This is a genomic window from Halalkalicoccus tibetensis (genome assembly GCF_037996645.1).
In the GTDB taxonomy this organism is placed as follows: domain Archaea; phylum Halobacteriota; class Halobacteria; order Halobacteriales; family Halalkalicoccaceae; genus Halalkalicoccus; species Halalkalicoccus tibetensis.
This window is the reverse complement of record NZ_JBBMXV010000002.1, coordinates 422611-449213: the sequence shown is the minus strand read 5'-3', so window position 1 is coordinate 449213 and position 26603 is coordinate 422611. Positions and strand designations below refer to the sequence as shown.

Below are 26603 nucleotides of genomic sequence, written 5' to 3'. Positions count from 1 at the left end.
TGATGTCAGTCGTCCGCGGGCGTTCGCGTGGTCGAGTCGAGGCTCGGAATGCCCTCGACGCCCATCGACGCCAGTTCTCGTTTGAGTCCCTGTTCGTCCTCGATGTCCTGGGTCAGCTCCATCGCCTGCGCGAAGTTCTTCACCAGGCCACAGTTCGGTCCCTCGGGGGTCTCGGAGGGACAGATCCGCCCCCATTGGGTCGCGTGGAGGTCACGCGCCTCGAAGTGGGGCTGGCTGCGCGAGAGCGGCGAGCGAAGCCGCCGGAGATGGGAGAGAACCCCCATGAAGTCCGTCCGGTCGACCAGCTGGGAGACGCCGGACCGGCCCCCGACCCAGTTGCCCGTCGCGATCGGGTGTTCGAGCCGTTCGGTCAGGACGTCCGAGCGGACCACGGTGCTGACCGAGAGCTGCCGGTTTCGCATGTTCGCACGTTCGAGCTGGTACTTCACGTCCCGGGCGAGCTTGTTCAGCGCCGTCCGGAACAGGTCGGTCATCAGGTCACCGGAGACCTTGAGACGCTTGTTGGCGTAGTGGTCCTTGTCGTCGGACTCCCGGCGCTCGAGCGCCAGTTCGAAACACGCCTCGGCCATCCGACAGAGGTAGAACGCCTTGTTGATCCGGACGTCCTCGTCGGGGACGCCGTCCTCGTGGAGGTGGGGCAGCAGATACCGGTCGATGACGTAGTTCGCCCGCTTGAGCTGGTAGTTCTTGCCCTGGCCCGAGGCGACGCGTTTCCCGAGGGTCTCGATGGCCTCCTCGGTCGTCTGGACGTCGGCCTCCTCCAGGTTCTCGAGCATGAACTTCACGATCTCGGGGTCGTCGCTGACCCGGTGGACGATCTCCTCGTCGCTCTCGAGGCCGAGCGCCCGAACGAGCGTGACGAAGTTGATCGATCCCGAGACCGAGGGGAACGAGACCTCGAGCAGGCCGTCCCGGCCCCGCTCACAGAGCACGAGCGCGCGGTAGCCACGGCGCTGGCTGAACGTTTTGGCGACCTGGATCTCGTCGCCGTACTTGCTGTCGTACTCCGCGAGGATCTTGTTTGGCGCGAGGTCCTCGCTGGTCATCAGCACGCGCTCGGAGCCGTTGACGAGGAAGAACCCGCCGGGGTCCTCGGGGTCCTCGCCGATGTCGATCAGCTCCTCGTCGGAGAAGCCCGCGATGTTGCACTTGTCGGAGCCGACCATGATCGGCATCCGGCCGACCTTCGTCTCGGTCGAGTCGACGACCCGCTCTTCCTCCTCCTCGCCGCCCTTGACGATGCTCATCTCCATGAACACCGGCGCGGAGTAGGTGATGTTGCGGAGGCGTGCCTCCTGTGGGTAGAGCAGCTCCTCGCTGCCGTCGGCCTCCCGGACCCGGGGCGTGACGACCCGGACGTCGCCGAGTTCGACGTAGACGGGCTCCTCGCCCTCCTTGTCGCCGATGTCCGTGTCGATCGTCTCCTTCTCGTCGACGACCTGCTGCATCCCCCGGTTGAGGAAGTCGTTGAACGAGCGGAAGTGATGCTCCGCGAGGCGCTCCTTCGAGAAATACTCCTCCGAGACCGTGCGTCGGTATGATTCTTCCATTTATTCGATCACCAGTCGGTAGACGATGGCCCGGTCGGTCGTTCGAGAGTCGCGAACGACCTCGATGACGTCACCGACCTCGGCCTCGTCCGGCAGCGCGGGGTCGGTGCGTTTGATCTTCGGTAGGTCTGTGCGGTCGATATCGTACTCCGCGAGCACCTCATCGAGGTCCTCCTCCTCGATGAGGTTGTGCTCGGGAACCAGTGTATGGTCGCTTACATCCATGTGTATGCTGTGTCTGACGGCTGGCTGGCGAGAGAAGCGGCTGTCACGAGATACTACAGATACGTAACGGGGGCGAGCATTTAAGCGTTGTCAAGTAGAACGCGCGTGCGAAACATGTGGCCTCGACGCACACGGCCCGGCTTTGGAAAGCCTTAAGTCTGCAAACCGGAAAGGAGGAGATGCGTTGGCCCGGATGGTGTAGTGGCCCATCATACGACCCTGTCACGGTCGTGACGCGGGTTCAAATCCCGCTCCGGGCGCTTCTGTTGATTTCAATCCGCGAGCAACCGCGCCAGCGTGTCGTGAGTACATACACGAGATCGACGAACGCCCACGAGGGATTTGAATCAGGGAGCGAGTGAGCGCCAGCGAACGAAGTGACCGGGGTTCGAATCCCGCTCCGGGCGCTTCTCTCCACCTGAATCGCGAGCGGCCAGTCTCTCTTGTTCTCTTATCGCGTCACGACGTGGGTGATCACCATCAACAGTGCCGTCGTGCCCGCGATCAGGGGCCACGAGAACTCGAGGGCGCCGATGAAGTCGAGCCCCCAGACGACCGTATAACAGAACGTCGCCGAGAGGACGAGGTTCATCGCGAACAGCACGCGCGGGTCACCCTGTGACCGAGCCATACCGGCCAATCAGCCGGCGGCGGCTTATCGCTACCGACCCGCGTCCCAGTCGATCCACTCCTGCTCCCAGCCCGCGCGCCGCCGGGCGTCGCGTTCGGCGAACTCGCGGTCCTCGCGCTCGGTCCGGTTGCGTTCGAGCCGGCCGGGCTGCTGGCCCTCGATCAGCAGCGGCCGGAAGGCGACGGGACAGACCCGCTCGATCGGCTCGCCGTCCGGATCGAACGCCGACAGCGTCTGCCCGCCGGCCCCGACGGGCATCGCCAGCCGGCCGTCCTCCGCGAGCTGCTCGAGCAGCGCCCGGGGCGGGCGGACGGCCGCGGCTTCCACGAGAACCCGGTCGAACGGGGCGTATTCGGGCAACCCCCGCGAGCCGTCGCGGCGGTCGACCAGGACGCCGCCGAAGCCGGCCCGTTCGAGGTTCGATCGGGCGGTATAGACCATGTTGCGATCGATGTCGACGGCGTGGACGTTCTCGGGGCCGGCGATCTCGGCGAGGACCGCGGCGGTGTAGCCGACGCCGCTGCCGACGACGAGGACTGAGTCGCCCTCGCGGGCGTCGAGCGCGTCCAGCAGGCGGGCGGCGGTGCTCGGCGCGAGGACGGTCGTGCCGTCGACCTCGGTCGCGCGGTCGGCGTAGGCGGCGTGTCCCTCGGGGACGAACGCCTCACGGGGGACGTCGCGCATCGCCAGCGCGACCCGCTCGTCGTCGAGGGCGGCCTTGGCCTCGTGTTCGAGGCTGTCGACCATGTCCTCGCGCAGTACTGCGGGGTCCATGCCCGCACTCGGTGATCGAGCGGTATGAATCGCGCGCTTGTCCCGATCGGCTACCGGTCCCCGCCGTCGAATCAGCCCTTGTGGCCGACGATCGCCTGCATCTCGGTCCCCGGGATCTCCCGGATCGCCGACTCTTCGAAGCCCGCTTCCGTCAGCCAGTCGCGGTACTCGCCCTCGGCGTAGGTGTCGCCGTTCTCGGTCTGGGCGAGCATGTTCACCGCGAAGCTCGCCGCGCGCGGCGAGCGCCCGCGCACGAAGTCCGTACAGACGACCGCGCCGCCCGGCGAAAGCGCCTCGTAGCAGTTCCCGAACAGCCGGCGGTTCTCCTCCGGGCCGAACATGTGGGTGATCCGCGAGCAGAAGACCAGGTCGAAGCCCGACGGTAGCTCCTCGAGCATGTCCCCCGAGACGAGGTCGACCGGCTCGTTCTCGAGAAGCGGCGCGACGACCTCGACGACCTCGGGCCGGTCGAGCAGCGTCACCTCGGCACCCCGGCGGGCGAACTCCCTCCCGAACGTTCCGGGCCCGCCCCCGACGTCGAGCACGCGCTCGGGGCGCGGCCGGGCGTGCTCGGCGGCCGTGACGCTCGCTCGCACCGTCCGGGAGTCGACGCTCGCCATCGCGCCCATGAAGTTCCGCGTCCAGTCCTCGGGGGCGTCGGGCACCTCGCCCGTCTCCATCGTCTCGGGGAGCGCGACCCACCGCGAGAGCGTATCGAGAGCGTGGGGCGCCGAGCCGATCGATCGGACGTCGGTCTTGGTGAGGAAGCCGAGCGCGCGGTTGGTCGGCTCGTAGCTCCCGTCGACGCGCTCGACGTAGCCGCCGTCGGCGAGCGCCCCCACGACGATCCGGGCGGCGCGCTCGGTGACCCCGGTCGCGTCAGCGACCTCCTTCGGGGTTCCGGCCTCGGTCAACAGCGCCTCGAGGACGCCCGTCTCGCGGGCGGCCCACAGCAGGAGCTGCTCCTCGTGGTCCATCTCCATGCCCTCTCCTCGAGGCCTGCCGACAAATCAGCCCCGGACCGTGACGAACCGGACCCCGCCGTGGGTCTCGCGCTCGGCGATCCCCACGTCGCCGACCCGCGCCCGGACGAGCCGTTGGGTCCCGTTGCCGACCGGCGCGAGGACCGCCCCGCCCTTGCGCACCTGTTCGACGACCGCGTCGGGGATCTCGGGCACCGCACACGTGAAGTAGGCGGCGTCGTAGGGCGCGCCCTCGGGCCAGCCCTCGCGGCCGTCGCCCTGTCTAATACTGATCGCGTCGTAGCCGATCCGTGCGAGGGTCTCGCGGGCCCGCTCGGCGAGCCCCTCGCCGAACTCGACGCTGAAGACGTTCTCCGCACCCACTACCTCGGCGGTGACCGCGGCGTGATAGCCACAGCCGGTGCCGACCTCCAGCACCCGGTCGCCCTCCTCCGCGTCGAGCAGCTCGGTCATGATCGCGACCATGTGGGGTGCGCTGATGGTCTGGTCGTCGCCGATCGGCAGCGGGCGGTCCGCGTAGGCGTCGTCCTTTCGGGCGTCGGGGACGAACTCGTGGCGCGGCACCGCCTTCATCGCTTCCACGGTACCCTCCGAGAGGTCCTCGCGGCGGGCGAGCCGGTCCGCGAGTGCCTCGCGTTCGGCTTCGTACATGCTTACCAGACCGACCAGGCGGTCGGCGAGTCGTCCTCGCCGAAGAGGCGTTTGACGTCCTTCGCGTGGACGGTGTCGCCCTCGAAGTCGAGCTTCGACTTGTGGTAGCCCGTCGCGTCGCGCTTGACGTGGATGCCAGTGATCACGAACTCCTCGTCGCCCATCTCCTCGCGCTCGCCGACGGTGAACTCGTGGTCGCCGGGCACCTGCAGCTTGACGCTGCGGCTCTCCTCGCGCTTCTCGTTGGGGTGGACGGTGAGGTTGACCGAGACGTTGTCGACCGCGCGGGTCCACAGCGTCTCGATCTCCTCGACCGGGGCGCTCTCCTCGCGGCGCTCCCCGCCGAGCTCGACGCTCGTGATCCGCACGAGCATGATCGCCTCCTCGGTGTCGAGCACGAACTCCTCGCCGACCGCGAGCTCCTCGCCCTCGGGAACGGCGGCGCTCGCCGAGAACGACTCGCCGTCCTGCGAGACGATCACGTCGATCTCCACCTCGCTCTCCTCGTCGATGCTCGTCTTGTGGGTGTGTCCGCAGGCCGTACACCGCACCGTCGCCTGCCCGCCGGGTTTCAGCACCTCGTGGACCGTCTCCTCGCTCGGCGAACACGAGGGACAGGGAAGCGCCACCTGACTCGCTGTATTGCTCATTGACGGTGAATAACGGGCCGCGCTATAAAAGTCGTGTGCGCCCGGCCCGACGGCCGCCGCTCACTCGACGCGTGGAAGCTCCACTTCCACGCCGTCCACGTACACGGTCGGCTCGCGCAGGATCCCGTCCGAGTGGATCGGCGCGTCCGTGTCGCCGCCGATGCCCGCGTCGTCCCCGATCGCGATGTGGACCGTCCCGGCGGCCTTCTCGTCCAGCAGGACGCTCCCCACGAGCTCGGTGACCGCGAGGTTCGTCCCGATCCCCAGCTCGGCGAGGTTGTAGGCGTCCTGCCCTACCTCCACTTCGGCCTCCTCCAGTTCGGCGGCGACCTCGGAATCGCTCACCGAGATGACGAAGCCGTCCTCCACTTCGATCTCGATGGGGTCGTCGAGCAGCCCGTGGGGGTGCATCGTCCCGTCGACGACGTAGGTCCCCTCGGCGCTCTCGGGGCTGACGAACACCTCGCCTGCGGGGAGGTTCGAGAACCCGCCCGCCTCGTGGACGATCCCCGTATCCGAGAGCCACTCCCGACTCCCCGGCTCGAAGATGACGTCCGTGCCCTGCGGCGAGGTCACGCGGACCTCCTCGGCATCCGCGACCCGTTCGAGCATCCGATCGCACTCCTCGCGGATCCGCTCGTAATCGGCGTCCAGACCCGTCGTGAAGACCTCCTCGGTGATCCCTGGCAGCGTCGCGGCCCGCGCCCCCGCGTCGGTGGCCCTGCCGCGCGCGCGGGTGTGGCTCAGGCTCTTGGAGGTCGGCGCGAGCACCACGTCCGCGTTCGCCATCGCCGCCGCCACGGACTCCGGCGGCTCGGCGCCGTGCTGGGGCCCGGGCGGGTATCTGAGCAAAACGGTATCGGGGGTGATCCCGCGGGCCACCGCGTACAGCGCCTCGCCGATGGGCGCTCGCTTATCGTCGGTGACGACCGCGCACGATTCGTCCTCTTCGAGCGCCATACACTGGCGAATCGCCGTCTCGGCGGCGGGTTCGAGGTCCATGTCGGTCCGTCGACGGGCGGCGGGTTAGTCGTGACGATCACCGGAGGAACCCGAGCGCCCACCGCGTCAGTTCGGAACCGACGAGGACGCCGCCCTCGGCCCTGGAGAGGCGATGACCGCTCCACAGCGAGACGGTGACGAACCCGGTGACGACGAGCAGCCAGCCCAGATCCGCGAGGGCGGCGGGGTCGATCGCCAGCGGCCGGACGAGCCCCGCGATCCCGAGGACGCCCAGCACGTTGAACACGTTGCTCCCCAGTAGGTTCCCGAGCGAGACTCCCACCCGTCCGCGCCGGAGCGCGAGCACGGAGACGGCGAACTCGGGCGTCGAGGTGCCCGCGGCGACGACCGTCGCCCCGATCGCCCACTCCGAGACCCCGACCGACCGCGCGAGGGTGACCGCCGCATCCACCAACACGGTGCCGCCCACGAGCACGAGCCCCAGCCCGGCGATCAGGAGGACCGGGTCGCGAGCGCGAAACGGCCCGTCCCCTCCACCGTCGGTCGGCGGCGCCTCCCCGGCCCGCGCGAGCACGAGCAGGTAGCCCGCGAGCGCGAGCACCAACACCCCGGCTTCGAGCCGTCCGAGACGCAGGTCCACGAGGACGAGCGCCGCGAGCGCGCTCGCGCCGAACAGGACGACCCCGTCGCGCCGGGCGAGCGATCGAGGGATCGAAATCGCGCCGAACAACGCGACGAACCCGAGGATCAACGCGAGGTTGAACACGTTCGATCCGATCACGTTCCCGACCGCGACGTCGCCGGTTCCCGCGAGGGCGGCCTCGACGGTCACGGCGATCTCCGGCAACGACGTGCCGACCGCGACGACGGTCAGCCCGATCGCCACCTCCGAGAGCCCCAGTCGGCGGACGAGGCGGACCGCGCTCTCGACGAAGAGATGCGCGCCCAGCCAGAGGCCGGCCACCGATCCCGCAAGCAGCGCGATCGGCACGGCGAGGTCGGCGACCACCCGCCTACCGCTCCAGGGCCTCGATCGCGACCAGCGACTCGCCGGTCAGCGCCCGGACGTACGCCCCGCCCGCGATCGAGACGTGCGAGAAGTCGCCCTCGTCCATCCCGTACATCTCGACCGCCCGAGAGGTGTCCCCGCCGCCGACCACCGAGAAGCAGTCCGTCCCGGCGATGGCCTCGAGGACCCCGACCGTGCCGTCGGCGAAGCGCTCGTCCTCGAAGACGCCGAGCGCCCCCTTGACGAAGACCGCCTCGCTGTCGGCGACGACTTCCTCGTACTCGCTGACGGTATCGCTCCCGACGTCGAGGAAGGACGTCTCCTTCTCGACGCCCTCGACGGCGACCTCCGCGCGTTCGTCGTCCCCGTCCTCGTAGGCGAGGTCGACGGGCAGACGGATCCGGTCGCCGTACGAATCGAGCAGCTCCCCGATCGTTTCCTCCTGGTCGTCCCACTGTTCGTCGAAGAACTCCGTGCCCTCGACGTCGTAGCCCACGTCGTGGCCCGCCGCGCGGAGGAAGAGTTCGCCGACGATCCCGCCCATGAGGAAGGTGTCGACGGTGTCGTCGACACGCTCCATGACGCCGATGAGGTCGTCGGCCTTCGTCCCCCCCAGCACCATCGCGACGTGGCCGTCGAACTCCCGCTGTTGAATGGCGGAGTTGGCCTCGTACTCGGCCTCCATCACGCGGCCCGCGTAGGCGTCCATCACCTGCGGGAAGCCGACGATCGAGGCGTGGCCCCGGTGCGCCGTCGAATAGGCGTCGTTGACGTAGGCGTCGAACTCGGGGGCGAGCGCCTCGACGAACCCGCTTTCGGCGTGGGCTTCGGGCGAGCGGTCGGCCAGCTCCTCGTCGATCATGCGGACGTTCTCCAGAAGCAGGACCTCGCCGCCATCGAGGTCCCGGATCGCCTCGAGCGCCGCCTCGCCGTAGGTGTCGGCGACGTACCCGACCTCCCGATCGAGATGCTCCGAGAGGATCTCGGCGTGCTGCTCGAGGTCGACGAAGGTGTCCCGACCGGGGCGGCCCTGGTGGGCGAGGACCCCCAGGGAGTAGCCGGCGTCGGCGAGCTCGCGCAGGGTCCCGGCGTGCCGTTCGAAACGGCGGTTGTCCTGGACCGCGCCGTCCTCCACCGGGGAGTTGACGTCGATCCGAACCAGCAGGCGCTCCTCGTCGGAGAGGTCGTCGAGCGTCTGAAACATGGTCGAACGGTAGTCGACCGCGATAATAAAGGCCGGTCCTATCGCCGCGACCGGATCAGGCCGCCGCCTCGGCGCGCGCCTCCTCGTCCTCGGCGATCACGTACTGCGCGAGGTCGAGCATCCGGCTGGCGAAGCCGTACTCGTTGTCGTACCAGGCCAGCACCTTGACCTGCCCGTCCTCGACCGACAGCGTCGAGTCGAGGTCGACGTAGGAGGAAAAGGGCAGCCCGAGGATGTCCCGCGAGACGATCTCGTCGTCGGTGTAGCCGAGAACCCCCTTCAGGTCGCCGTCGGCGGCGTCGCGGAACGCCTCGTTGACCTCCTCCCTTCCGACGTCGGCCTCGAGGTCGACGGTGAAGTCGGTGATCGAGCCGTTCGGGACGGGCACGCGCATCGCCATCCCGTCGAGCTTGCCCTCGAGGTCGGGCAGGACCTCGGTGGTCGACTGGGCCGCGCCCGTCGAGGTCGGGATGATGTTCTCGCTGGCGGCCCGGCCGCGCCGGGTCTTGCCCGAGGGGCCGTCGACGAGGTTCTGCGTGCCCGTGTAGGCGTGGACGGTGGTGAGGAGCCCGGACTCGATGCCGAACTCCTCGTCGAGAACCTTCGCGACCGGCGCGACGCTGTTGGTCGTACAGGAGGCGTTCGAGACGACGTCGTCGCCGTCGTACTCGTCCTCGTTGACGCCGTAGACGATCGTCGTGACCGGTTCCTCGCCCTTCGGCGGCGCGCTGATGATGACCTTCTCGGCGCCCGCCTCGAGGTGCTGGGCGGCGTCCTCGCGGGTCCGGAAGATGCCCGTCGCCTCGAAGGCGGCGTCGACGTCGAGCTCGTCCCACGGGAGCTGCGTGGGGTCCTTCTCGCTGAACGTCGGGACCTCGCCTCCCTCGTAGACCAGCGAGTCGCCCTCGAGCTCGAGCCCGTCGAGGCGCCCCTGGACGGTGTCGTACTTCGCGAGGTAGTGCATGTCCTCGACGTCCATGATGTCGTTGATCCCCACGAGCTCCACCTCGGGGGTGTCGACGACCGCCCGGAAGACGTTCCGGCCGATCCGTCCGAACCCGTTGAGCCCCACCCGTACCGGATCCTCCTCGAAGTCCTTACTCATATCCGAGTGATTGGGCCGCGCGGACCAAGTATCTTGCGTCGGCAGGTACGGACCGCCTAATCGCCCGCGAACGTCCGACGGCGCCGCGTCGTTGACCCGTAGGCACCCGCGACACTTAGTCACTCCCCAACCCCGGAGCCCAGCGAGTTACTCGGGCCCGAGTTACTTTCCTATCAATTAACTCGTAAATATTATTCCCCCGCGCGACCCAGTGGGACGTGTATGCTCAAGGTCGGAATCAACGGTTACGGCACCATCGGAAAGCGCGTCGCCGACGCGGTCGCCGCCCAGCCCGACATGACCGTCTGTGGCGTCGCGAAGGCCAGTCCCGATTTCGGTGCCGACGGCGCGGTGCGTCGCGGATACCCGCTCTACTCCGCGCGCGACGACCGCGTGAACGCGTTCCGGGAGGCGGGCTACGAGCTCGCGGGCACGAGCGACGACCTGATCGCCGAGAGCGAGGTCGTCGTCGACGCGGCCCCGGGGGGGATCGGCGCGGAGAACCTGCCGCGCTACGAGGCCGCCGGCGTGCCCGCGATCGTTCAGGGCAAGGAGAGCGACGACCTGGTCGAGACCAGCTTCAACGCCCGGGCGAACTTCGAGGACGCGGAGGGCGCCGACGCAGTCCGCGTCGTCTCCTGTAACACCACGGGCCTCTCGCGGCTCGTCGCACCCCTGGAGGAGAACTACGGCGTCGAGAAGGTGCGCGCGACGCTGGTCCGACGCGGCGGCGACCCCGACCAGACAGGCCGGGGGCCGATCAACGACATCCTTCCGGACCCGATCGCCGTGCCATCCCATCACGGCCCCGACGTCAACACGATCTTCCCCGAGCTCTCGATCGACACGATGGGGCTGAAGGTGCCCGCGACGCTGATGCACATGCACAGCCTCAACATCGAGCTCGGGAGCGACCCCAGCTCCGAGGAGCTCCGCGAGCTGCTCGGCGGCGAGTCGCGGGTCTTCGTCGTCGGCGACGACTTCTCGATCGACGGCACCGGGAAGCTCCGCGAGTTCGCCCGGGATCGGGGTCGACCGCGGGGGGACCTCTGGGAGAACTGCGTCTGGGGCGAGTCGATCACGGTGAAGGACTCGGAGCTGTACATGTTCCAGGCGATCCACCAGGAGAGCGACGTGATCCCCGAGAACGTCGACGCGATCCGCGCGATGACGGGGCTTGCCGACAAGGAGGAGAGCATGCGCATCACCGACGAGGCGCTCGGGATCGGCCTGCCCGAGTCGCGCGAGAGTTCGGCGGTCGTCTCGCCGGTCTAACGCCCGCAAGACCTTTTGCAGTACGGCGCCCTTCCCCGGGTATGAGACGCGACGACCGCAACGACCCCTTCGACGATATCTTCCGCGAGATCGAGCGGATGATGAACGACGTGATGGGCGACGGCGTCGAGGTCAGCGACGCGGGCTTCGGCAGCGACACGCACGTCGACATCCACGAGACCGACGAGGAGGTCCGCGTGATCGCCGACATGCCGGGCGTCGCGAAGGACGACATCGGACTGACCTGCGACGGGAAGGCCCTGACCATCAGCGCCGAGAACGACCGCCGGGCCTACGACGAGCGGGTCTCGCTGCCCGGGCGGGTCGACGAGCACTCCGCGCGCGCGACCTACAACAACGGCGTCCTCGAGGTCCGCCTCGAACGCGCCGACGGCTCGGCGGAGATCGACGTCGACTGAGCGGACGGTCGACGCGACCCGCCGGTATGAGCCGACTCGGAGCCGTCGGGATAGGGTATGATTCACGACGGCGACCGTTCCTTCCGCTCCGCAGCGTGCGCGCGGTCCCTCAACGACGATCCCGCTCGGGGGTTTGGCGCGGTGCGGGCCGGTATACGGCGACGAGATACATCAGCGATGCAAACGCCCGACGGCATGAGTCCTCGAAGGTCGGTGTCACACCGGCGATCAAGACGGAAACAACTCAGCCCTGCGCGCGCGACCGGATCAGCCCGGCGAGCCGTTCGTCGAAGCCCGGCTCGTACTTGGTCGCCTCGTCGACCGTCGGTCGGGCGTTGGTCTCGGAGACGACTGCCCGATCGCCCGAGACCAGCAGATCGACGCCGAGGAAGTCGATTCCGAGGGCCGCCGCGGTCCGTTCTGCGAGCCCGCGCAGCTCCCCGGGGAGGTCGACGCCGGTCGCCCGCGCGCCCGCGTGGACGTTGTGCTTCCAGCCCTCGCCCTCTCGCTCGACGGCGCCGACGTACTCGCCGTCGACGACCATCGCGCGGTAGTCGCGGGTCTCGGGGAGGTACTCCTGGACGAGAAAGGACCGGTCGCCGGTCGCGGGGAACTCGTGGACGAGCGAGAGGTAATCGCAGATCCCCAGAAACGAGTCGCGATCATGGGCCAGCGTGATCCCGATCCCACGGGTGGTCGAGTTGGGCTTGATCACGACGGGGGGGTCGAACCGCTCGAACGTTTCGACGAGCTCCTCCCGGGACGCGGGGTTCGAGACGAGGGCGGTCTCGGGGGTCGGGAGCCCCGCCCGTTCGAGGCGTGCGAGCACCTCGGCCTTGTTGCGGGAGGTCAGGACCGACTCGCGGTCGTTGACCCAGGGGACTCCGAGCAGGGCGTCGGCGACGCCGCCCTCCATGAGCCGCGGGGGGTAGACGAGGCCGACGTCGAACTCGCCGTAGGGGGCGCCGTCGGGAGAAAGCGGGATCGTTCGTTCGGTCGTTTCGAGATGGGTGACCTCGATGCCGTGGTCGGGGAGCGCTCGGTCGAGGCGGTCGTAGGTCTCGGCGCGGGTCGCGACCGCGAGCGTGAGCACTTACGAGACGAGCAGCGTCTCGCCGCGCTCGACCGTGATGGTACAGGGCGGCGAGATCTTGTTGTACGCCCGGCGCATCGCCTCCTTCGCGACGTCGGCGTCCTCGACCTCGCACCAGATGGTGAAGACGCGGTCGTTCTTCTCGATCCGTGCGGCGGTGCCGACGATCTTCCCGAACGCCTGGCGCATCCCGTCGGAGACACGGTCGGCGCCCGCACCCGTCGCCTGCTTGTTCTCGCGCAGGACGTGGTGGGGGAACTTCCGGAGCATGGCGGCGTAGTTGAACTCGCCGAGCTCCTTGATCAGGTGGCGGTTCATCGCGAGCCGGGAGGCCTCGAGCGCGCCGTTTCGGATCTGGAGCTCCTCGTCGACGTAGAGGCTGATCTGGACCGGCCAGTCCTCGGGGTCCCTGTCGCGGTCGCCCATGCGGTGCTGTGCGATCTTCGAGCCAGGGATCCCAGTGATGTACTCGCGGCGCGTGTACGGCTGTTTGGAGATCTCCCGGTACATCGAGGCGGGTTTGTCTACCATAGATACTCTTGTCGGTTCCCAGGCAGACGCGACACATAACCCCTTCGAAGCGGGGGCGCCAGCCGCGAGCAGCGACGATACGGCCTCCCATACCCGCGAACCCGCGCCCCGGCTTCGCCCCGGGTGGATCGACGTCCCTCGCTCGACCGAACCGGTATCAGTCGGTGGAGGGGTTCGAGCCCCGTCCCGGGGCGATATTCCCGGCTGATATCGAAAACGGACCCGCTGGGATCTCTGGGCGGGAAACGGGATGAATCGTCCTCGGCAGTTCGTATAAATATTTGTAGCTAAAACTCACAAAACTTACTACAGGTCCCTTACTGAATCCAGATACCCCTACCCAATGGCAGCGTGAGTATCACCCGGTCGGTGGCCCTCCGGGGTCCTGGCGGGTGAGAAACCGATGTCGACCGATCAAAACGAAACATGAGTACACAAACACACACGAAACGCGAGAAGGGGCAGGCGCTGTTCCTCTCTGCTCTGATGGTCCTCTCCGTGTTCGCCATGTCCGCAGCGTTTGCGGGTGCGGCGGCTGCGGACGAGCACGAGCCCGTGAAAGAAGAGCTCGACGACATGGATCTCTATCAGGGTCAGGAAATCGAGATCACGGATCTCGTTGGCAGTACAGTAGAGGTTCACGAAGGTACGAGTGAGACTGGTGACGTTGTCCACTACCTCCGTGCACAGAATGATCACACGTTAGATGTCGACGAACTCGAAACGGGTCCACACGTCATCGTGGATGATGAAGGGACCTACGGTCCGTTCTGGGTGAACGAGCACACAGCGGACATCGAGTTCGACTCTGAGACCGTCGCTCAGACCAGCACCTCGCTGAACTACGAGAGCGACCGCTCCGACGACGTGACTCTCGAAGTCAGCTCGGACGAACTCGACGGTGACGACCTTCAGGACGTCTTCGGTGATGAATACAACACCGACGACGACGTGATTACGATCACTGAGGTTTCGCCTGGCGATAACGTTGGCGCTGACTTCAGTGACGTCGACACCGGTGAGTACAACTTCACCGTGACTGTCGCTGACACGACCGTTGAGGAGGACCTCTCGATCGAGGTCACTGAAGCAGTCGAGGACGGCGCGCAGTTCGACTCCTCCACTTACTCCCAGACCGCCGGTGACATAGCTGAGTTCACCGTCGAGATGGAGGGCGATCAGGACAGTGCTGTCGTGAGCCTCGAAGACGAGGACGGTGGCTACTGGGCTGACGTTCTCGTCACCGCCGACGATGGTGAGGACGAAGTGACGGTCGAGTTCAACACCTTCGAAGCGGGCCAGGATGAGCCTGGAGTGGAGAACGATGCCTTCTCGTCTGAGGACGGTACTGTCAATGTCCTCGACGAGCGTGACTTCACGACCGATGACGATGGTGAAACTGTGTCGGAGTACCGACTCCTCCCCAGTGCCCTTGACATGCAGCTCTACGTTGGCGACGACACTGCAGTTGACAACGTAACGAGTTCAGATCCTGCGACTGATGAGGACGACCGACTCGACCTGAGCGGCTTTGATGAAGTCGATGTCGCGACGCTCTTCCTAGAGGAGCGATCGATCGGCGACATTGACTCCGCTATCGCACCCGCTGGCTCGCTTGAGGACCTTGACGACGATGTTGATGATCTCAACGAGATCTCCACTGCGGGTGACGAGGTTGCCGAGGACGACTACTTCGTTGTTGGCACTGGCGTCAACGGTGTCTTCGGATACCTTGATGGCCTTGCAGAGAACGATCTGGGTGACTCCCTCGATCTCGAGATCGAGCAGTCCAACCCGGACCGATACGACTCGCCTGACAATGTCGATAACTTCAACGTTATCGTTGACAGCGAGAACGACCAGCTCTTCTTCGTGATCGACACGGAAGCAGAAGGGCTTGAAGCCGGTGCGGAATACGACGTGACCTTCAGCGTTGACGAGGAGTACGTCGAATACTACGCTGAAAACGGTGCTGACGATGAAGAGCTCGAAACGAGCTTCTCCGTCATCGACCGCGACCTCGAGGTCACCGGCGACCTTGACGATGAAGACCGCGTGCAGGTAGAGAACAGTGAAGAGGCCAACGTCACTGGTGAGTCCACCGCTGCGGCTGGTACGGACGTGCAGGTCAACCTGCGCGCAACCGGTGACGACCCCTTCCACCTGACCCAGACCGGAGAGGTTGACGAGGATGGCGTCATCGACGCTGACTTCGACCTCAGCGGGCACGAGGAAGGTCAGGACTTCACCATCACCATGACCGACCGTAACGGTGCTGGTGATGATGTGGACGCCACCGCTGAAGCAGTCCTCGTCGAGTCCGCTGACGACCACGACCAGGACCCCCACCCGGTGACGGTCACCGTGACGGACGCTGACGGCGAGCCTGTCGAGGACGCCGATGTCGAGATCGACGGACAGACCGAGACCACCGACTCCAACGGTGAGGCCACGTTCGAACTCCAGCACGGCGAGTACGACGTGAGCGCCACCCACGACGGTGAGAGCGCATCGGGCACTGTCACCGTTGACGACGAGTCCTCGGACACGGGTTCGCTGACTCTCGGTGAGGAGGATGCCGGTGAGATCAACGACCCCGCTGACGACGCCGACGACGGCGTCGACGACGAGGACGACGACACCGGTGTCGATGACGACGACGCCACGGACGCCGACGACGATGACGCGACCGACGACGACGCCGCCGACACCGACGACGATGACGACCCTGAAGACGAGGAGCAGCCCGGCTTCGGGATCGCCGTCGCCCTGATCGCGCTGCTGGCCGCCGCCGGCATCGCGCTCCGGAACCGCGCATAGAACCGCCCACGAACCACCCGGACACGCGTCCGGTTCCCGCTGACGCACTCCAACCGCCTTTCTTTCGACGCCACTCACACAGCGACGGCGTCGGTCTATTTCCATACGCCAACTCGACACATCTATTAGGAATGGGGCCCGCTCTAGAGCCATGCTCCCCGACCTGACGCCGGTGACCGACCCACTCGGCTGGGTGGTGGTCGGGCTCTTCGTCCTGGGGATCGCGGCCGACTGGCGCGACCGGGGGACCGCGCGGGCGGTCACGACCGCCGCGTGGGCGCTGTTCGCGCTGTTCTGGCTGCTGATGGTCCCCTTCTTCGCGTTCGATCACCGAAGCGTCGTCCAGTCGATCCTGGCGGCCGTCGCCGTTCCCGCCTGCCTTTATGTCGCCTACCGCCTTCTCCGGGGGCGGGACTCCCTGCTCGTCCTCTCGCGGGCGGTGGGCGTCATGGGCTTGATCTACCTCCCCTTCGGCGCGATCCCCGCCTTCCACGACGCGCTGATCGAGGTCGTCGCGGCCCAGACCCACGCCGGCCTCCAGCTACTCGGCTCGACGCCCGCCTTCGAGACCGACGAGGCCGGGCTGCAGAACACGTTCGCCTTTACCCTCGCCTCGGGCCAGCAGTACTCGACGCGGATCGTCTTCGCCTGCACCGGCATCGGCAGCATGGCGATCTTCGGCGGGCTGATCGCGGCGGTGCGCGCCCCCCTCGAACGCCGGCTCGCCGCGCTCGCGGTCGCCCTCTCGACCATCTGGGTGCTCAACATCGCGCGCAACGTCTTCATCGCGTACTCGACGGGCCACCAGCTGTTCGCCCGCGAGGCGCTCGTCGGGCCCGTGATGTGGCTGTTCGGGCTCGAGGACCCGATCCGGGTCTCCTTTTTCGTCGCCGACCGGGTCCTCTCGCAGGGGCTCGCGGTGTTCGCGCTGCTCGCGATCGCCTGGCTCGTCGTGAAGCTGCTGCCCGAGCTCTACGTGATCGTCGAGGACCTCGCGTACCTCGTCACCGGCGAGGAGTACGACCTCGGCCGGAAGGGGGCGTGACCCGACTCACCCGACGCGGGCTGCTCAGGACCGGCGGCGCCGGTGTGCTCGCGCTCGCCGCCGGTAAGACCGTCGACAACGTCGCACTCGGCTACGGCGTCGTCGGCGGCGGGACGAACCTCCGCGAGCAGGAGCTCGGGCCGCTGCTCTCCGAGCGTCGCTCGCTCGCCGGCGAGGTCGTGACCGCCGACGCGACCTACGGGATCGACGGCGGAACGCTACGGGTCGATCGCGGGACCGACTCCCGGGCGTATTCCTTCGAGAATGGGGCGTCCGACGCGCCCGGGGACGGCGAGGACCGTGCCCTGTTCGAGGACCTCCGGGGGCTCGAGGACGAGTCCACGTACGAGTTCCACACGCTCGAGGGGTTCCTCGAACGCCTCGACGGAACGACTCCGCGGGCGCTCGCGACCGAGGCGCTTCGGGGAGGCGTTTCCGATCCGGTCGAACCGTCCGTAGTGAATCGGTTCGCCGGCGTCCCGCCTGCCGATAGCGTCGGCCTCCTCTCAGGGCTCAAACGTGGCTTCCGCGAGCACGGCTACTACGACGTCCCGCGCTACGTCGGCGGCTCGGTTCAGGACAACGTCCTTCGCGGGGCGGTCGACCTGCGCGCGCCCTTCGAGGGACCGACCGACTTCGAGACGCTCATCGAGGAGGAACGGACCGGCCTGTTCTGTGGCGAGATGACCGTCCGGGCGATCGAGGCGCTCCACTCGGTTCCGGCGACCGAGCAGGACCCGCCACTGGCGGCGTTCTGGGTGCGCGACCGGCGCCACAAACACGTCTACAACGGGCTCGCGAGCGTCGTCCGCGACGGCCCGTCCCTCGCGGTCCCCGTGACGTTCGTCGACTACACGGACTCGACGCTGGCCGACGACCTGTGGGTGCGGTCGATCGCCGGCGAGATGCTCTGTGCGTACGATCGACGACACCGGGCCGACGAGATCGGCTGGGGGGTTTAGAGCTGCAGCCAGCCCGTGGTGAGGCCGCTGTCCCGGAGATACCAGCGCTGATAGAGCTCGTCGTCGCGCAGACAGAGCTCGATGACCGCGTCGAACAGCGGCTCGAGCAGCGCGACAGTCCGGTTCGACCGCTCGGCCGTGAGGTGGTAGTGTGCCATGCCGTCGACGGTACGCACGCGGCGGGTCAACAGGTGAAGGAACCGGAATGCGGTCTCGGAGTCGTGCTCCGAGATCAGCGGCGTGAGCGAGTCGAAACAGAGCCGGAGCTCGGCCGGACTGAGCCCCCCGCTCGTGACCTCGAACTCGGCGATCGCCTCCGAGACGGCCAGCCCGAGCGCGCCGAGGTCGCCCTCGATGCGACGTTCCGGTACCGCCGTGTCGTTCGGTACGGCCGCGTCCCCGGACATGGCCGCGGCGCTCCGGCTCGCCGCATCGTGTCGGATGACCGCCGATCGGCCCGGCTCCCCGCCCGAGATCCGCTCGGTGGCGGGGGTACAGGGATCGGCGAGGACGAACAACTGCCGGCGCGCTTCCATGGCTGCCTCGCCCAGGAACTGTCGGCAGGCGGCTTCGTGAGCGGCCGGCATCCGCGACCCGACCACGAGGAGGTTCGAACCGCGCCCCTTGAGCGCGTCGAGCTCCTGTACGAGCGCCGTCGTCTCCTCGTATGCCGGCCCGTCGGACCCTTGCTCGCGTCGCATTCTCTCCTTGTAGTCTCAAGGCTTCAAAATATAAACGTTGCCCCAATCGTTTTCATTGCTGATAATCGAGACGGACCCCGATCGGCCGTCGGCCCGCCGACCGGGCGATTCGGGCGATAGACTTTTGTCCGATATCGGTGATGTCTTACCGTGACGCCATGATTCCATCGGCTCCACGCGGGCAGTCGGCCGATTCGGCAGCGATCCGGTTCGAACGCGGCGGCGGAACGCTGGACGTCGTCGACACCGTCGAGCGCCGGCGGTACTCGTTATCGCTGATGGCTGCGACCGCGTCATCGCCCGCGCGAGCGTCGTCGTTCCGGTTCCCGGTCGACGAGGCGATCGCCGTCGAGACCGGCACGATCTCGCTCCCGTCGGTGATCGCGGTCTACGTCCGCGACGACGACGGCCGGATGCTCGCGGAGGTCGGCCAGTTCGCCGAGGAATCGTTTTCGGACGGTTCGTACAGCCTCGAGCTGTGCGCGCCGATGAAGCTCTACGTCCGGATCGACGGCCCCTTCGAGATCGAGGCCGACGCCTCCCGGATGACGATCGCGCTCCCGGAGCCGGCCCGGGTCGCGATCGGCGCGCGATCGAAACACGACCGGCCCGCGGCGACGATCACGACGACCGACGACCCGGAGGACGTGATGGCCGCGATCTCCGCGTTCGGCTCGGCGCTGAAGACGACGAGTCCCGAGCGCTCCTACCCCACGCTCCGGGGTCACCCGCCGACCCTCGAACGCGGCTCGGAGCTCTCGATCCCCGAGGGCCTCTCGGCGCCCGAGACGGGGATCTCGATCGAGGTCCCGCCGACGCTCGGCCACGCGTACGTGGTCGCCCCCCTCGCGTACTATCTGGGCGCGGGGGTCGAACCCGGCGACGACGCGTGGATCCATACGGAGTCGGGCTTCTCGCACCCGCTCGGCTCCGGCGACGCCTTCGAGCGCGAGGTCGAGCGGGTGCTGAAGCAGACGTTCTTCCTCGACTGTGTCACCCGCACCGAGGGGCTCTATCCCATCGACCTCCACGAGCGCCGCGCGATCGAGGAGCACGTCGACCTGGACTTCGCCGCACTCTACGACCGCTCGCCCGCCGACCGACTCGAGGCGTATCTCTCCGTTCCGTACTCGGACGTCGAACCGCACGTTCCCGAGTGGAAGCTCACCTCCCACGTCTCGACGAGCCCCTCGAGCATCGAGATGCTGCCGTTCCTGGTCGACGACCTGGCGGTGATCCACACCCCCGACAGCGGCTTCGTCTCCTCGACGGGGGTCGAGACCACGGCGGTCGAGGGGTTCCTCAGAGGCCCCGGCGACGGGACCCGTGAGGCGGCGACCGCGACGGCCACGCCGACGGGGTCGTACGTCGAACCGACGACGACCGACTCGCTCGAGCAGTCCTGGGTCGGCAGCGAGACGCCGATGGGTGCGAGCAAGGCGACCCCGCAGGCGTATCACAACCGCCTCGCGCGCGAGGGGTCGAGCGGCGACGTCTCGATCACCGTCGTCTGCAACGATCCGGAGATGATCGAGGAGCGCGACCTCGTCGACGACGTCTACGGCTCGCGCGAGGAACTCCCCTTCGAGGTGACGCCACACCACGACCTCACCCGCGAGGAGCTGCGGGCGGTCCTCGAAACGGATGTCGATTTCCTGCACTACATCGGCCACATCGAGCCCGACGGCTTCGAGTGTGCCGACGGTCGCCTCGACGCGCGGGAGCTCGATTCGATCGGCGTCGACGCCTTCCTGCTCAACGGCTGTCGGTCCTACGATCAGGGGATGGCGCTGATCGACGGCGGCGCGATCGGCGGGATCGTCACCCTCGCCGACGTGGTCAACGCCGGCGCGGTCGAGATCGGCTCGACGCTCGCGAGGCTGCTGAACAACGGCTTCCCGCTGCGGGCCGCACTCGAGGTCGCGAAGGGCGAGAACGTCATCGGCGAGCAGTACATCGTGGTCGGTGACGGCGGGATGTCGGTGACGCAAGTAGATGGAGGAACCCCACTTCTGTTCGATGTCCGAAAAACGGACAACGCCTTTTGCTTGGACATGACTGCATATACAACTTCCTTGGAGGGAATAGGTAGCCTAATCCGGCCATGTATTGGCGAGGGTGTTGTTCACCATCTCAACTCGGGCACAATACATGAGTTCGAGATGTCTCTCAAGGAATTGGAAGAGTTCTTACAACAGACTACGGGTGCTCCCATTCGAGTCAAGGACAAGCTCGTTTGGAGTGGCGAAGTCGACCTCAGCGCGTATTTCTAATCAGGGTCCTGCTGTAGTAACAGCGTGACTTGCTGCCGCGTTCCCCGCCTGCGTCAGCAGCAGCAGGGCGGTGAACAGGACGCCGGTCATTCGTGGGTGGTTCGCCAGGTACGTTTTGATGCTTTCGTTGGACATCACAACATACCCATACACCGCATCCAATATGAATTTATTCGAATATTGGAGACACTAAATATAGTCATTTAACTAACGTCAAATAGACAATAAAAATGTTAACGAGTTTAGATAATAGGAAACCGAGGGACGGGGCCGACTTCCTCTGTAGTATGTTCGGTATATTGGATGAAATGCGCGCCGATTGTATTGACACGTCTCGTTGACGTTTCGTCGGGGACGAAGATCGTTCGCGCATGGCTACGCACCGGCTTCTCGCCGAAGCCGGTTGGCGTATCGCGTATGAGGATGATCGAAACGGAGCTTCCTGCTGGGTCCGAGTCGGAGCCGGAGTCGAACGCGCTCGCCACGCCCCGTACGATCAGGTCCGGGATCCGTTCGGATCGTCCTCCTTCGGCTACGGATCCGTGGCGAGAGACGGCTGCTACTCGATCCTCTGCCGAGTTCGACAACTCTCCGAACGAGATCCCGTAAAACCGGATGCCGCCTCCCGGATTTGAACTTCCGAAAGACTTCGCTGCGCTCGTCTTTCGACTTCCCGCTCGCTCCGCTCGCTGGAACGAGGACAGCTCGATCCTCAGTCGAATTCGACAACTCTTCGAACGAGATCCCGTAAAACCGGATGCCGCCTCCCGGATTTGAACCGGGGACAGCTCGATCTTCAGTCGAGTGCTCTCCCAGTCTGAGCTAAGGCGGCGCGTCCGAAGCGAGGACGACCGCCGCAAAAAGGATTTCGAAAGGCACCGGTCGCTATCGCGGCGCCCGCCTGTGTTATTGCTTCCCTTATCCCGCTCAACGTCGGCTTAGCGTTCGGTTATCGACCGCCGGAAGTCCGGCTCCGATCGATCAGTCGGTGGACCGGTCGGACCAGCGCGCTCCGTCGCTGGTAATTGTTGAATGGGTTACACACTCTATAATAAACACCCTAGGAAGCGGTGAGGTAGGTATGCTGAATCGCCCTCGCCCCGCCGAACTGGGATCGGTTTCCGAATCGGACCGCAGCATTGAATCCCCTCGCGCGTGCAGTGGGGAACATGGTCGGTCAGCAGGAGGTGGCTGAGCGGATGGTCGGGTTGCGCGGAGCCGTCGGCCACGAGCTACCGACGAACGGGACGAAGCCGTCCGAGAACGGCGTCCTGTCGGAGCAAGCGGGCGCGGACGTGTCGCTGCAGCTCAATACCCATCCCCTGCTGTCCGGCGAGCAACCGATCGAAGCCGAGGACGGCGTCGACGTCTGGGTGCTCGGCGAGGTCTACGGCTTCGACGACACCCCGCTCGGCGGAACGACCGGCCACGTCCCGCTTCCGACGGGTCAGGACAGCGTCGAGTTCTGCTCGCAGCTGTACGCCGACCACGGCCGCGAGTTCGTCCACGGTCTCAACGGTAACTGCGTCGGGATCATCCACGACCGCGACGCCCGCGAGCTCTCGGTGTTCACCGACCGGCTCGGGTCCGTCCCGATCTACTACGCGACGCCCGACGAGGGGATCGTGTTCGCGACCGAGATCGACGCGGTCGCGCGCCACCCCGCCGTCGAGACCGAGTTCGACCTGGGCTACCTCCACGAGTATCTCGTCTATCGGCGTCCCTTCGGGGTCAAGACCCCCCTGGTCGGGATCGAGGAGCTCCAGCCCGCCTCGATCACCACGATCGACATCGACGACGGTTCGATCGACGTCGAGCAGTACTGGCGCCCCCAATATCGACCCCAGGAGGCCCCCTTCGAGGAGTTCGTCGGCGAGTTCACAGACCGGTTCACCGAGCTCTTCGAGGAATGGCGCCGCGACGACCTCGAGTACGGCGTGTTGCTCTCGGGCGGAAGCGACTCGCGGCTGAACCTCGCCGCCCTCGGACCCGGAACGACCGCCTTCCACATGGCGGGCTGGATGAGTCGGGAGGCGCGCACCGCCGAACGTGTCGCCCTCGAGTCGGACAGCGAGTTCGTCTTCCTGCGGCGCAACCACGACTACCAGAAGGAGGCGCTCGTCCGCAACCAGCCCTTCTCGAACTTCAACGGCTGGTTCACCCAGGGCTACGCGACCGGCTTCGAGGAGGAGATCACGAGCCGCGTCAACGTGCTGCTCTCGGGGATGTACGCCGACACGCTGTTCAAGGGCCACGTGATCCCCTCGCCCAGCTACGACCTCGGCCAGGTCGGCAACCTCTCGATCCCGATCGAGACGAAGATCGAAACGGTCCCGGAGTTCATCGACTGGCTCGTCGAGATCGCCCCGAGCGACGACAACCTCCCGTTCCCCAACGACCTCCGTTCGACGCTCGAGGAGAACATCTACCGCGAGGACGGCGGGATCATCCACCACGGCGTGCGCTACGACTCGATCCAGGACCTCGTCTACTGCAGCGGTTACTTCCCGCTGACCAACGACGACGACGTCATCTTCCGCAACAGCCTCCGCGAGATGCTTCCCTACCGGACGCCGTTTCTCGACAACCGGATGGTCGACCTCTCGCTGCGGATGCCGATCCGGTATCGTCTCCGGCGAAACGTCATCAACGAGGCGGTCAAACGCCTCGACCCGAAGCTCGCGTCGATCCCCCACGCCGACGCGGGGCTCGGTCTCGATCACTCGTTTCCCATCGACTTCACGGGCCGGAAGCTGAAGGCGCTGTGGCGAAAGCACGTCGCACAGGAAACCCCCCCGCGTTCGTATCTCAGCAACGGCTCGTGGGTCAACGACGCGGAGCTGATCCGCCAGGACGACTTCTACTGGCGGGCGGTCGAGGCCAACGCCGACGTCATCGAGGGCCTCGAGTTCCTCGATTTCGAGGACGTGCGCGCCTGCTACCAGGACCACCTCGACGGCCGGAACAACGTCGTGGAGCTCTATACGCTCCTCACCGTACTTACCATGCCCATAACACGACAACTAGCCGGCGCGCGGAGCGCCCACCGTCCCGAACCGACCGGCGACTACCGATCGATCCTCCAGGGTGGCCCACAGTGAGCGACAGCCTCGATACCCTCCTGATCGGGATCGACTCCGCCTGTGACTCGGTCCTCGAACCGATGCTCGAGAAGGGCGCGCTTCCGAACCTCGAATCGATCCTCGAGGAGGGTGCGAGCGGCCCCCTCGAGTCCCAGATCCCGCCCTGGACCGCGAGCGCGTGGCCGTCGATGTATACGGGCGTGAACCCCGGCAAACACGGTGTCTTCGGCTTCCTCGACTACGACGGCTACGACTGGGACGTCGTCAACGCGAGCCACGTCCGCGAAGCGGCGCTGTGGGACCTGCTCTCGTATCACGACATGACCAGCGTCGTCGTCAACGTCCCCGTCACGGCGCCGCCGCCGGAGATAGACGGCGCGGTGATCCCCGGATACACGGCCCCCGAGAACCCGACGTGTCACCCCGAGGGCACCCTCGAGGAGGTCCGCGAGGCAATCGGCGAGTACCGGGTCTACCCCGACCCAGACCGGGAACAGCCCGGCGAGTACGTCGATCTGATACGTATGCGCGGGGCAGCCTTCCGCCACCTCGCCGAGGAACACGATCCCGAGTTCGGGTTCATCGAGTTCCAACAGACCGACAGCGTCTTCCACGAGCATCCGGGCCGCGAGGACTACGTCGAGGCGATCTACCGCGCCGTCGACGAGGAGATCGGCGACCTGCTCGAGAGCTGCGACCCCGATACCGTGGTCGTCGCGAGCGACCACGGGATGGGCCCCTACGACAGGTACGAGCTCCGGGTCAACGAGTTCCTCGACGAGGCGGGCTACGTCGAGACGACCACCGGCGGCTCGGGGATGCCCGCGTGGCTCCCGATGCTCAACAGCCAGCTGCGCGAGGGCAGCGAGGCCGAAGCGCCCGATCCGGGGCTGGCGGGCCGGGCGATCGGCGCCGCCGCCCAGGTCGGGATCACTCCCGCCCGCGCGGGCAAGGCGCTTCGGGCGGTCGGCCTCGAGGGGATGGTCAAACGGTTCGTCCCCGCCGACGCCCGACGGGCGGGCAACGAGCAGGTCGACTTCGCCGAGTCGACTGCCTACATGCGCTCGCGGATCGAACTCGGCCTCCGGATGAACGTCAAGGGTCGCGAGCCCGAGGGGATCGTCCCCGAAAGCGAGTACGAGTCGGTCCGACAGGAGATCATCGACGTGCTCGCCGATGTCGAGACCCCCGACGGCGAGGCGATGTTTGAGGAGGTCGCCCCCCGCGAGGAGTACTTCTGGGGCCCCTACGCCGACGGCGGTGTCGACGTCGTGATGATCCCCAACGAGTTCGAGCAGTTCCTCTCGGCGGACTTCAAGGGCGAGGTCTTCGGCCCGCCGACCGAACCGTACAACCACAAGCTCGACGGGATGGTCGCGATCAGCGGCGCGGGCGTCGACACCGATGCCGATCTCACGGGCGCCCACCTGTTCGACGTCGCACCGACGATCTGCTCGCTGCTCGGGATCGAGCGCAGCGACCGGATGGACGGTAGCGTTCTTTCCGCCACTGAAGCAACCGAAGAATATGAGTACCCCCGGCTCGACGAGGGTACACAGGAGACCGACGACGAGGAGATCGAAGATCGCTTATCGGCGCTCGGCTATCTAGAAGGAAACGAATGAGTATCACCGTACGACGCGCAGACGACGAGGAACTCGAACAGTGGGACAGCTACGTGAACAGATCGGAGGCCGCCGGTCCCTTCCATCAACGCGAGGGGATCGAGCTGCTGGCGGATCACACCGACACGACCCTCCACCCGCTGGTCGCCTACAAGGGCCAGCAGGCCGTCGGGATTCTCCCGGTGTTCGAACAGCAGAAGGGCCCTTTCACGATGGTGGTCACGCCGCCCAGCCACACCGAAGTCTACTACCTGGGCGCGGCGCTGCTCGACACCCACCAGCTCAAACAGCGCAAGCTCGAGCGGCGAAACCGCCGCTTTGCCTACACCTGTCACGAGTGGATCGAGGAGAACATCGATCCCGACCTGACCCATATCCGGACGGTCGACCGGTATCAGGACCTCCGGCCGTTCAAGGAGAAGGGCTACGAGGTCGAGCCGTACTACACCTACATCACTGACCTCACGCCCAGCGAGGACGACCTCATGATGGAGCTCTCGAGCGACGCGCGCTCGAACATCCGCAACACCGACGACGACGAGTTCGAGATCGAGGTCGGCGGGCTCTCGGAGGCGAAGGAGATCATCGACCGAGTCCGCGAACGCCACGAGGACCAGGAGGTGGACTACTTCATCGACGACGAGTACATCACTCGCCTCTATACGAAGTTCCCCGATGGCCAGGTCAAGCCCTACACCTGCTGGAATTCGGACGGCAAGATGGCCGGCGGGATCGTCGCCATCGAGCACAAGGACACGGTGTATCGCTGGCAGGGCGGGACGAAGGGCGACACCGAGATCCCGGTCAACGACCTGCTCGACTGGCACGTCATGACCGACGCCAAGTCGAGGGGGATCGAGCGCTACGACTTCGTCGGCGCGAACCAGCGCCGGATCTGCCGGTACAAATCGAAGTTCGCGCCCGACCTGGCGACCTACCACGGCGCGCTCAAGCGCTCGCCGCGCGCCAACGCGGTCAACACCGCCAGGACGCTGTTGCCGTTCTGAGAG

Annotated in this window: 24 protein-coding genes and 2 tRNA genes; 10 read left to right on the top strand and 16 right to left on the bottom strand. The window is 66.6% G+C overall.

All coding sequences use genetic code 11. From position 1 onward, the window contains the following. Positions 1-5: 5 nt before the first annotated feature. On the bottom strand, positions 6-1571 hold the full coding sequence (locus tag WOA58_RS07745) for a DNA-directed RNA polymerase subunit B'' (RefSeq protein ID WP_340603611.1): 1566 nt from the start codon (positions 1569-1571) through the stop codon (positions 6-8). Beyond that, positions 1572-1796: a DNA-directed RNA polymerase subunit H gene (locus WOA58_RS07740; protein ID WP_340603610.1), complete on the bottom strand. Its 225-nt coding sequence runs from the start codon at positions 1794-1796 to the stop codon at positions 1572-1574. A 187-nt stretch (positions 1797-1983) separates the two neighbouring features. Here WOA58_RS07740 and WOA58_RS07735 point away from each other — a divergent pair. Next, positions 1984-2056, top strand: a tRNA-Asp gene (locus WOA58_RS07735). A gap of 191 nt (positions 2057-2247) precedes the next feature. Here WOA58_RS07735 and WOA58_RS07730 read toward each other — a convergent pair. The 9 genes from WOA58_RS07730 to gap form a co-directional block, all read right to left on the bottom strand. Further along, positions 2248-2427, bottom strand: coding sequence for a hypothetical protein (locus WOA58_RS07730; protein ID WP_340603609.1), 180 nt, complete (start codon positions 2425-2427; stop codon positions 2248-2250). Between the two features lie 30 nt (positions 2428-2457). Continuing rightward, positions 2458-3201 carry a protein-L-isoaspartate O-methyltransferase family protein gene (locus tag WOA58_RS07725; RefSeq protein ID WP_340603608.1) on the bottom strand — a complete coding sequence of 248 codons (744 nt, stop codon included), beginning with the start codon at positions 3199-3201 and terminating at the stop codon, positions 2458-2460. A 71-nt stretch (positions 3202-3272) separates the two neighbouring features. After that, positions 3273-4184 (bottom strand): methyltransferase, encoded by a 912-nt coding sequence (locus tag WOA58_RS07720; protein WP_340603607.1) that lies wholly within the window; start codon positions 4182-4184, stop codon positions 3273-3275. 27 nt (positions 4185-4211) lie between these two features. Next, positions 4212-4835 carry a protein-L-isoaspartate(D-aspartate) O-methyltransferase gene (locus WOA58_RS07715; protein WP_340603606.1) on the bottom strand — a complete coding sequence of 208 codons (624 nt, stop codon included), beginning with the start codon at positions 4833-4835 and terminating at the stop codon, positions 4212-4214. 2 nt (positions 4836-4837) lie between these two features. Continuing rightward, positions 4838-5485: an HVO_0476 family zinc finger protein gene (locus tag WOA58_RS07710; RefSeq protein WP_340603605.1), complete on the bottom strand. Its 648-nt coding sequence runs from the start codon at positions 5483-5485 to the stop codon at positions 4838-4840. Between the two features lie 60 nt (positions 5486-5545). Continuing rightward, on the bottom strand, positions 5546-6487 hold the full coding sequence (locus tag WOA58_RS07705) for an aminopeptidase (RefSeq protein ID WP_340603604.1): 942 nt from the start codon (positions 6485-6487) through the stop codon (positions 5546-5548). Positions 6488-6524: 37 nt separating this feature from the next. Beyond that, positions 6525-7457, bottom strand: coding sequence for a sodium:calcium antiporter (locus tag WOA58_RS07700; protein ID WP_340603603.1), 933 nt, complete (start codon positions 7455-7457; stop codon positions 6525-6527). A gap of 4 nt (positions 7458-7461) precedes the next feature. Next, positions 7462-8661 carry a phosphoglycerate kinase gene (locus tag WOA58_RS07695; RefSeq protein ID WP_340603602.1) on the bottom strand — a complete coding sequence of 400 codons (1200 nt, stop codon included), beginning with the start codon at positions 8659-8661 and terminating at the stop codon, positions 7462-7464. A 55-nt stretch (positions 8662-8716) separates the two neighbouring features. After that, positions 8717-9766 (bottom strand): type I glyceraldehyde-3-phosphate dehydrogenase, encoded by a 1050-nt coding sequence (gap, locus tag WOA58_RS07690; RefSeq protein WP_340603601.1) that lies wholly within the window; start codon positions 9764-9766, stop codon positions 8717-8719. Between the two features lie 222 nt (positions 9767-9988). Here gap and WOA58_RS07685 point away from each other — a divergent pair, with 222 nt between their 5' ends. Both WOA58_RS07685 and WOA58_RS07680 read left to right on the top strand, forming a co-directional pair. Then, complete coding sequence (locus WOA58_RS07685) at positions 9989-11041, top strand: type II glyceraldehyde-3-phosphate dehydrogenase (protein WP_340603600.1); 1053 nt, start codon at positions 9989-9991, stop codon at positions 11039-11041. A 41-nt stretch (positions 11042-11082) separates the two neighbouring features. Beyond that, positions 11083-11460: an Hsp20/alpha crystallin family protein gene (locus tag WOA58_RS07680; protein WP_340603599.1), complete on the top strand. Its 378-nt coding sequence runs from the start codon at positions 11083-11085 to the stop codon at positions 11458-11460. Between the two features lie 244 nt (positions 11461-11704). On the opposite strand, the gene WOA58_RS07675 is transcribed toward WOA58_RS07680, so the two are convergent. Both WOA58_RS07675 and WOA58_RS07670 read right to left on the bottom strand, forming a co-directional pair. Next, a complete protein-coding gene (locus tag WOA58_RS07675) occupies positions 11705-12553 on the bottom strand; it encodes an ATP-grasp domain-containing protein (RefSeq protein WP_340603598.1) in 849 nt (282 codons plus the stop codon). Continuing rightward, positions 12554-13084 (bottom strand): 50S ribosomal protein L16, encoded by a 531-nt coding sequence (locus WOA58_RS07670; protein WP_340603597.1) that lies wholly within the window; start codon positions 13082-13084, stop codon positions 12554-12556. A gap of 426 nt (positions 13085-13510) precedes the next feature. On the opposite strand from WOA58_RS07670, the gene WOA58_RS07665 reads away from it, so the two are divergent. The 3 genes from WOA58_RS07665 to WOA58_RS07655 all read left to right on the top strand — a co-directional run bounded on the left by WOA58_RS07665 (position 13511) and on the right by WOA58_RS07655 (position 17911). Continuing rightward, positions 13511-15904 (top strand): carboxypeptidase-like regulatory domain-containing protein, encoded by a 2394-nt coding sequence (locus WOA58_RS07665; protein ID WP_340603596.1) that lies wholly within the window; start codon positions 13511-13513, stop codon positions 15902-15904. 151 nt (positions 15905-16055) lie between these two features. After that, positions 16056-16949, top strand: a complete 894-nt coding sequence (artA, locus tag WOA58_RS07660) for an archaeosortase A (RefSeq protein WP_340603595.1) — start codon at positions 16056-16058, stop codon at positions 16947-16949. Continuing rightward, positions 16946-17911, top strand: coding sequence for a hypothetical protein (locus tag WOA58_RS07655; protein WP_340603594.1), 966 nt, complete (start codon positions 16946-16948; stop codon positions 17909-17911). Before artA ends, WOA58_RS07655 begins: the two co-directional genes overlap by 4 nt. On the opposite strand, the gene WOA58_RS07650 is transcribed toward WOA58_RS07655, so the two are convergent. Then, complete coding sequence (locus WOA58_RS07650; RefSeq protein WP_340603593.1) at positions 17908-18612, bottom strand: DUF7504 family protein; 705 nt, start codon at positions 18610-18612, stop codon at positions 17908-17910. The genes WOA58_RS07655 and WOA58_RS07650 overlap by 4 nt on opposite strands. Before the next feature lie 158 nt (positions 18613-18770). On the opposite strand from WOA58_RS07650, the gene WOA58_RS07645 reads away from it, so the two are divergent. Then, positions 18771-20885, top strand: a complete 2115-nt coding sequence (locus WOA58_RS07645) for a caspase family protein (protein ID WP_340603592.1) — start codon at positions 18771-18773, stop codon at positions 20883-20885. On the opposite strand, the gene WOA58_RS07640 is transcribed toward WOA58_RS07645, so the two are convergent. Further along, entirely contained in the window at positions 20886-21020 is a 135-nt protein-coding gene (locus tag WOA58_RS07640) for a DUF7503 family protein (protein WP_340603591.1), read from the bottom strand. Between the two features lie 623 nt (positions 21021-21643). Continuing rightward, positions 21644-21717: transfer RNA gene (locus WOA58_RS07635), tRNA-Phe, on the bottom strand. A gap of 337 nt (positions 21718-22054) precedes the next feature. Between WOA58_RS07635 and WOA58_RS07630 the strand changes: the two genes are divergently transcribed. From WOA58_RS07630 to WOA58_RS07620, 3 genes are read left to right on the top strand one after another with little or no spacing between them, the layout of a single operon-like run. Next, positions 22055-23986: an asparagine synthase-related protein gene (locus WOA58_RS07630; RefSeq protein ID WP_340603590.1), complete on the top strand. Its 1932-nt coding sequence runs from the start codon at positions 22055-22057 to the stop codon at positions 23984-23986. Next, on the top strand, positions 23983-25593 hold the full coding sequence (locus tag WOA58_RS07625) for an alkaline phosphatase family protein (protein WP_340603589.1): 1611 nt from the start codon (positions 23983-23985) through the stop codon (positions 25591-25593). Before WOA58_RS07630 ends, WOA58_RS07625 begins: the two co-directional genes overlap by 4 nt. Next, positions 25590-26600 (top strand): lipid II:glycine glycyltransferase FemX, encoded by a 1011-nt coding sequence (locus WOA58_RS07620; protein WP_340603588.1) that lies wholly within the window; start codon positions 25590-25592, stop codon positions 26598-26600. The genes WOA58_RS07625 and WOA58_RS07620 overlap by 4 nt, the downstream gene beginning before the upstream one ends. Positions 26601-26603 lie beyond the last annotated feature (3 nt).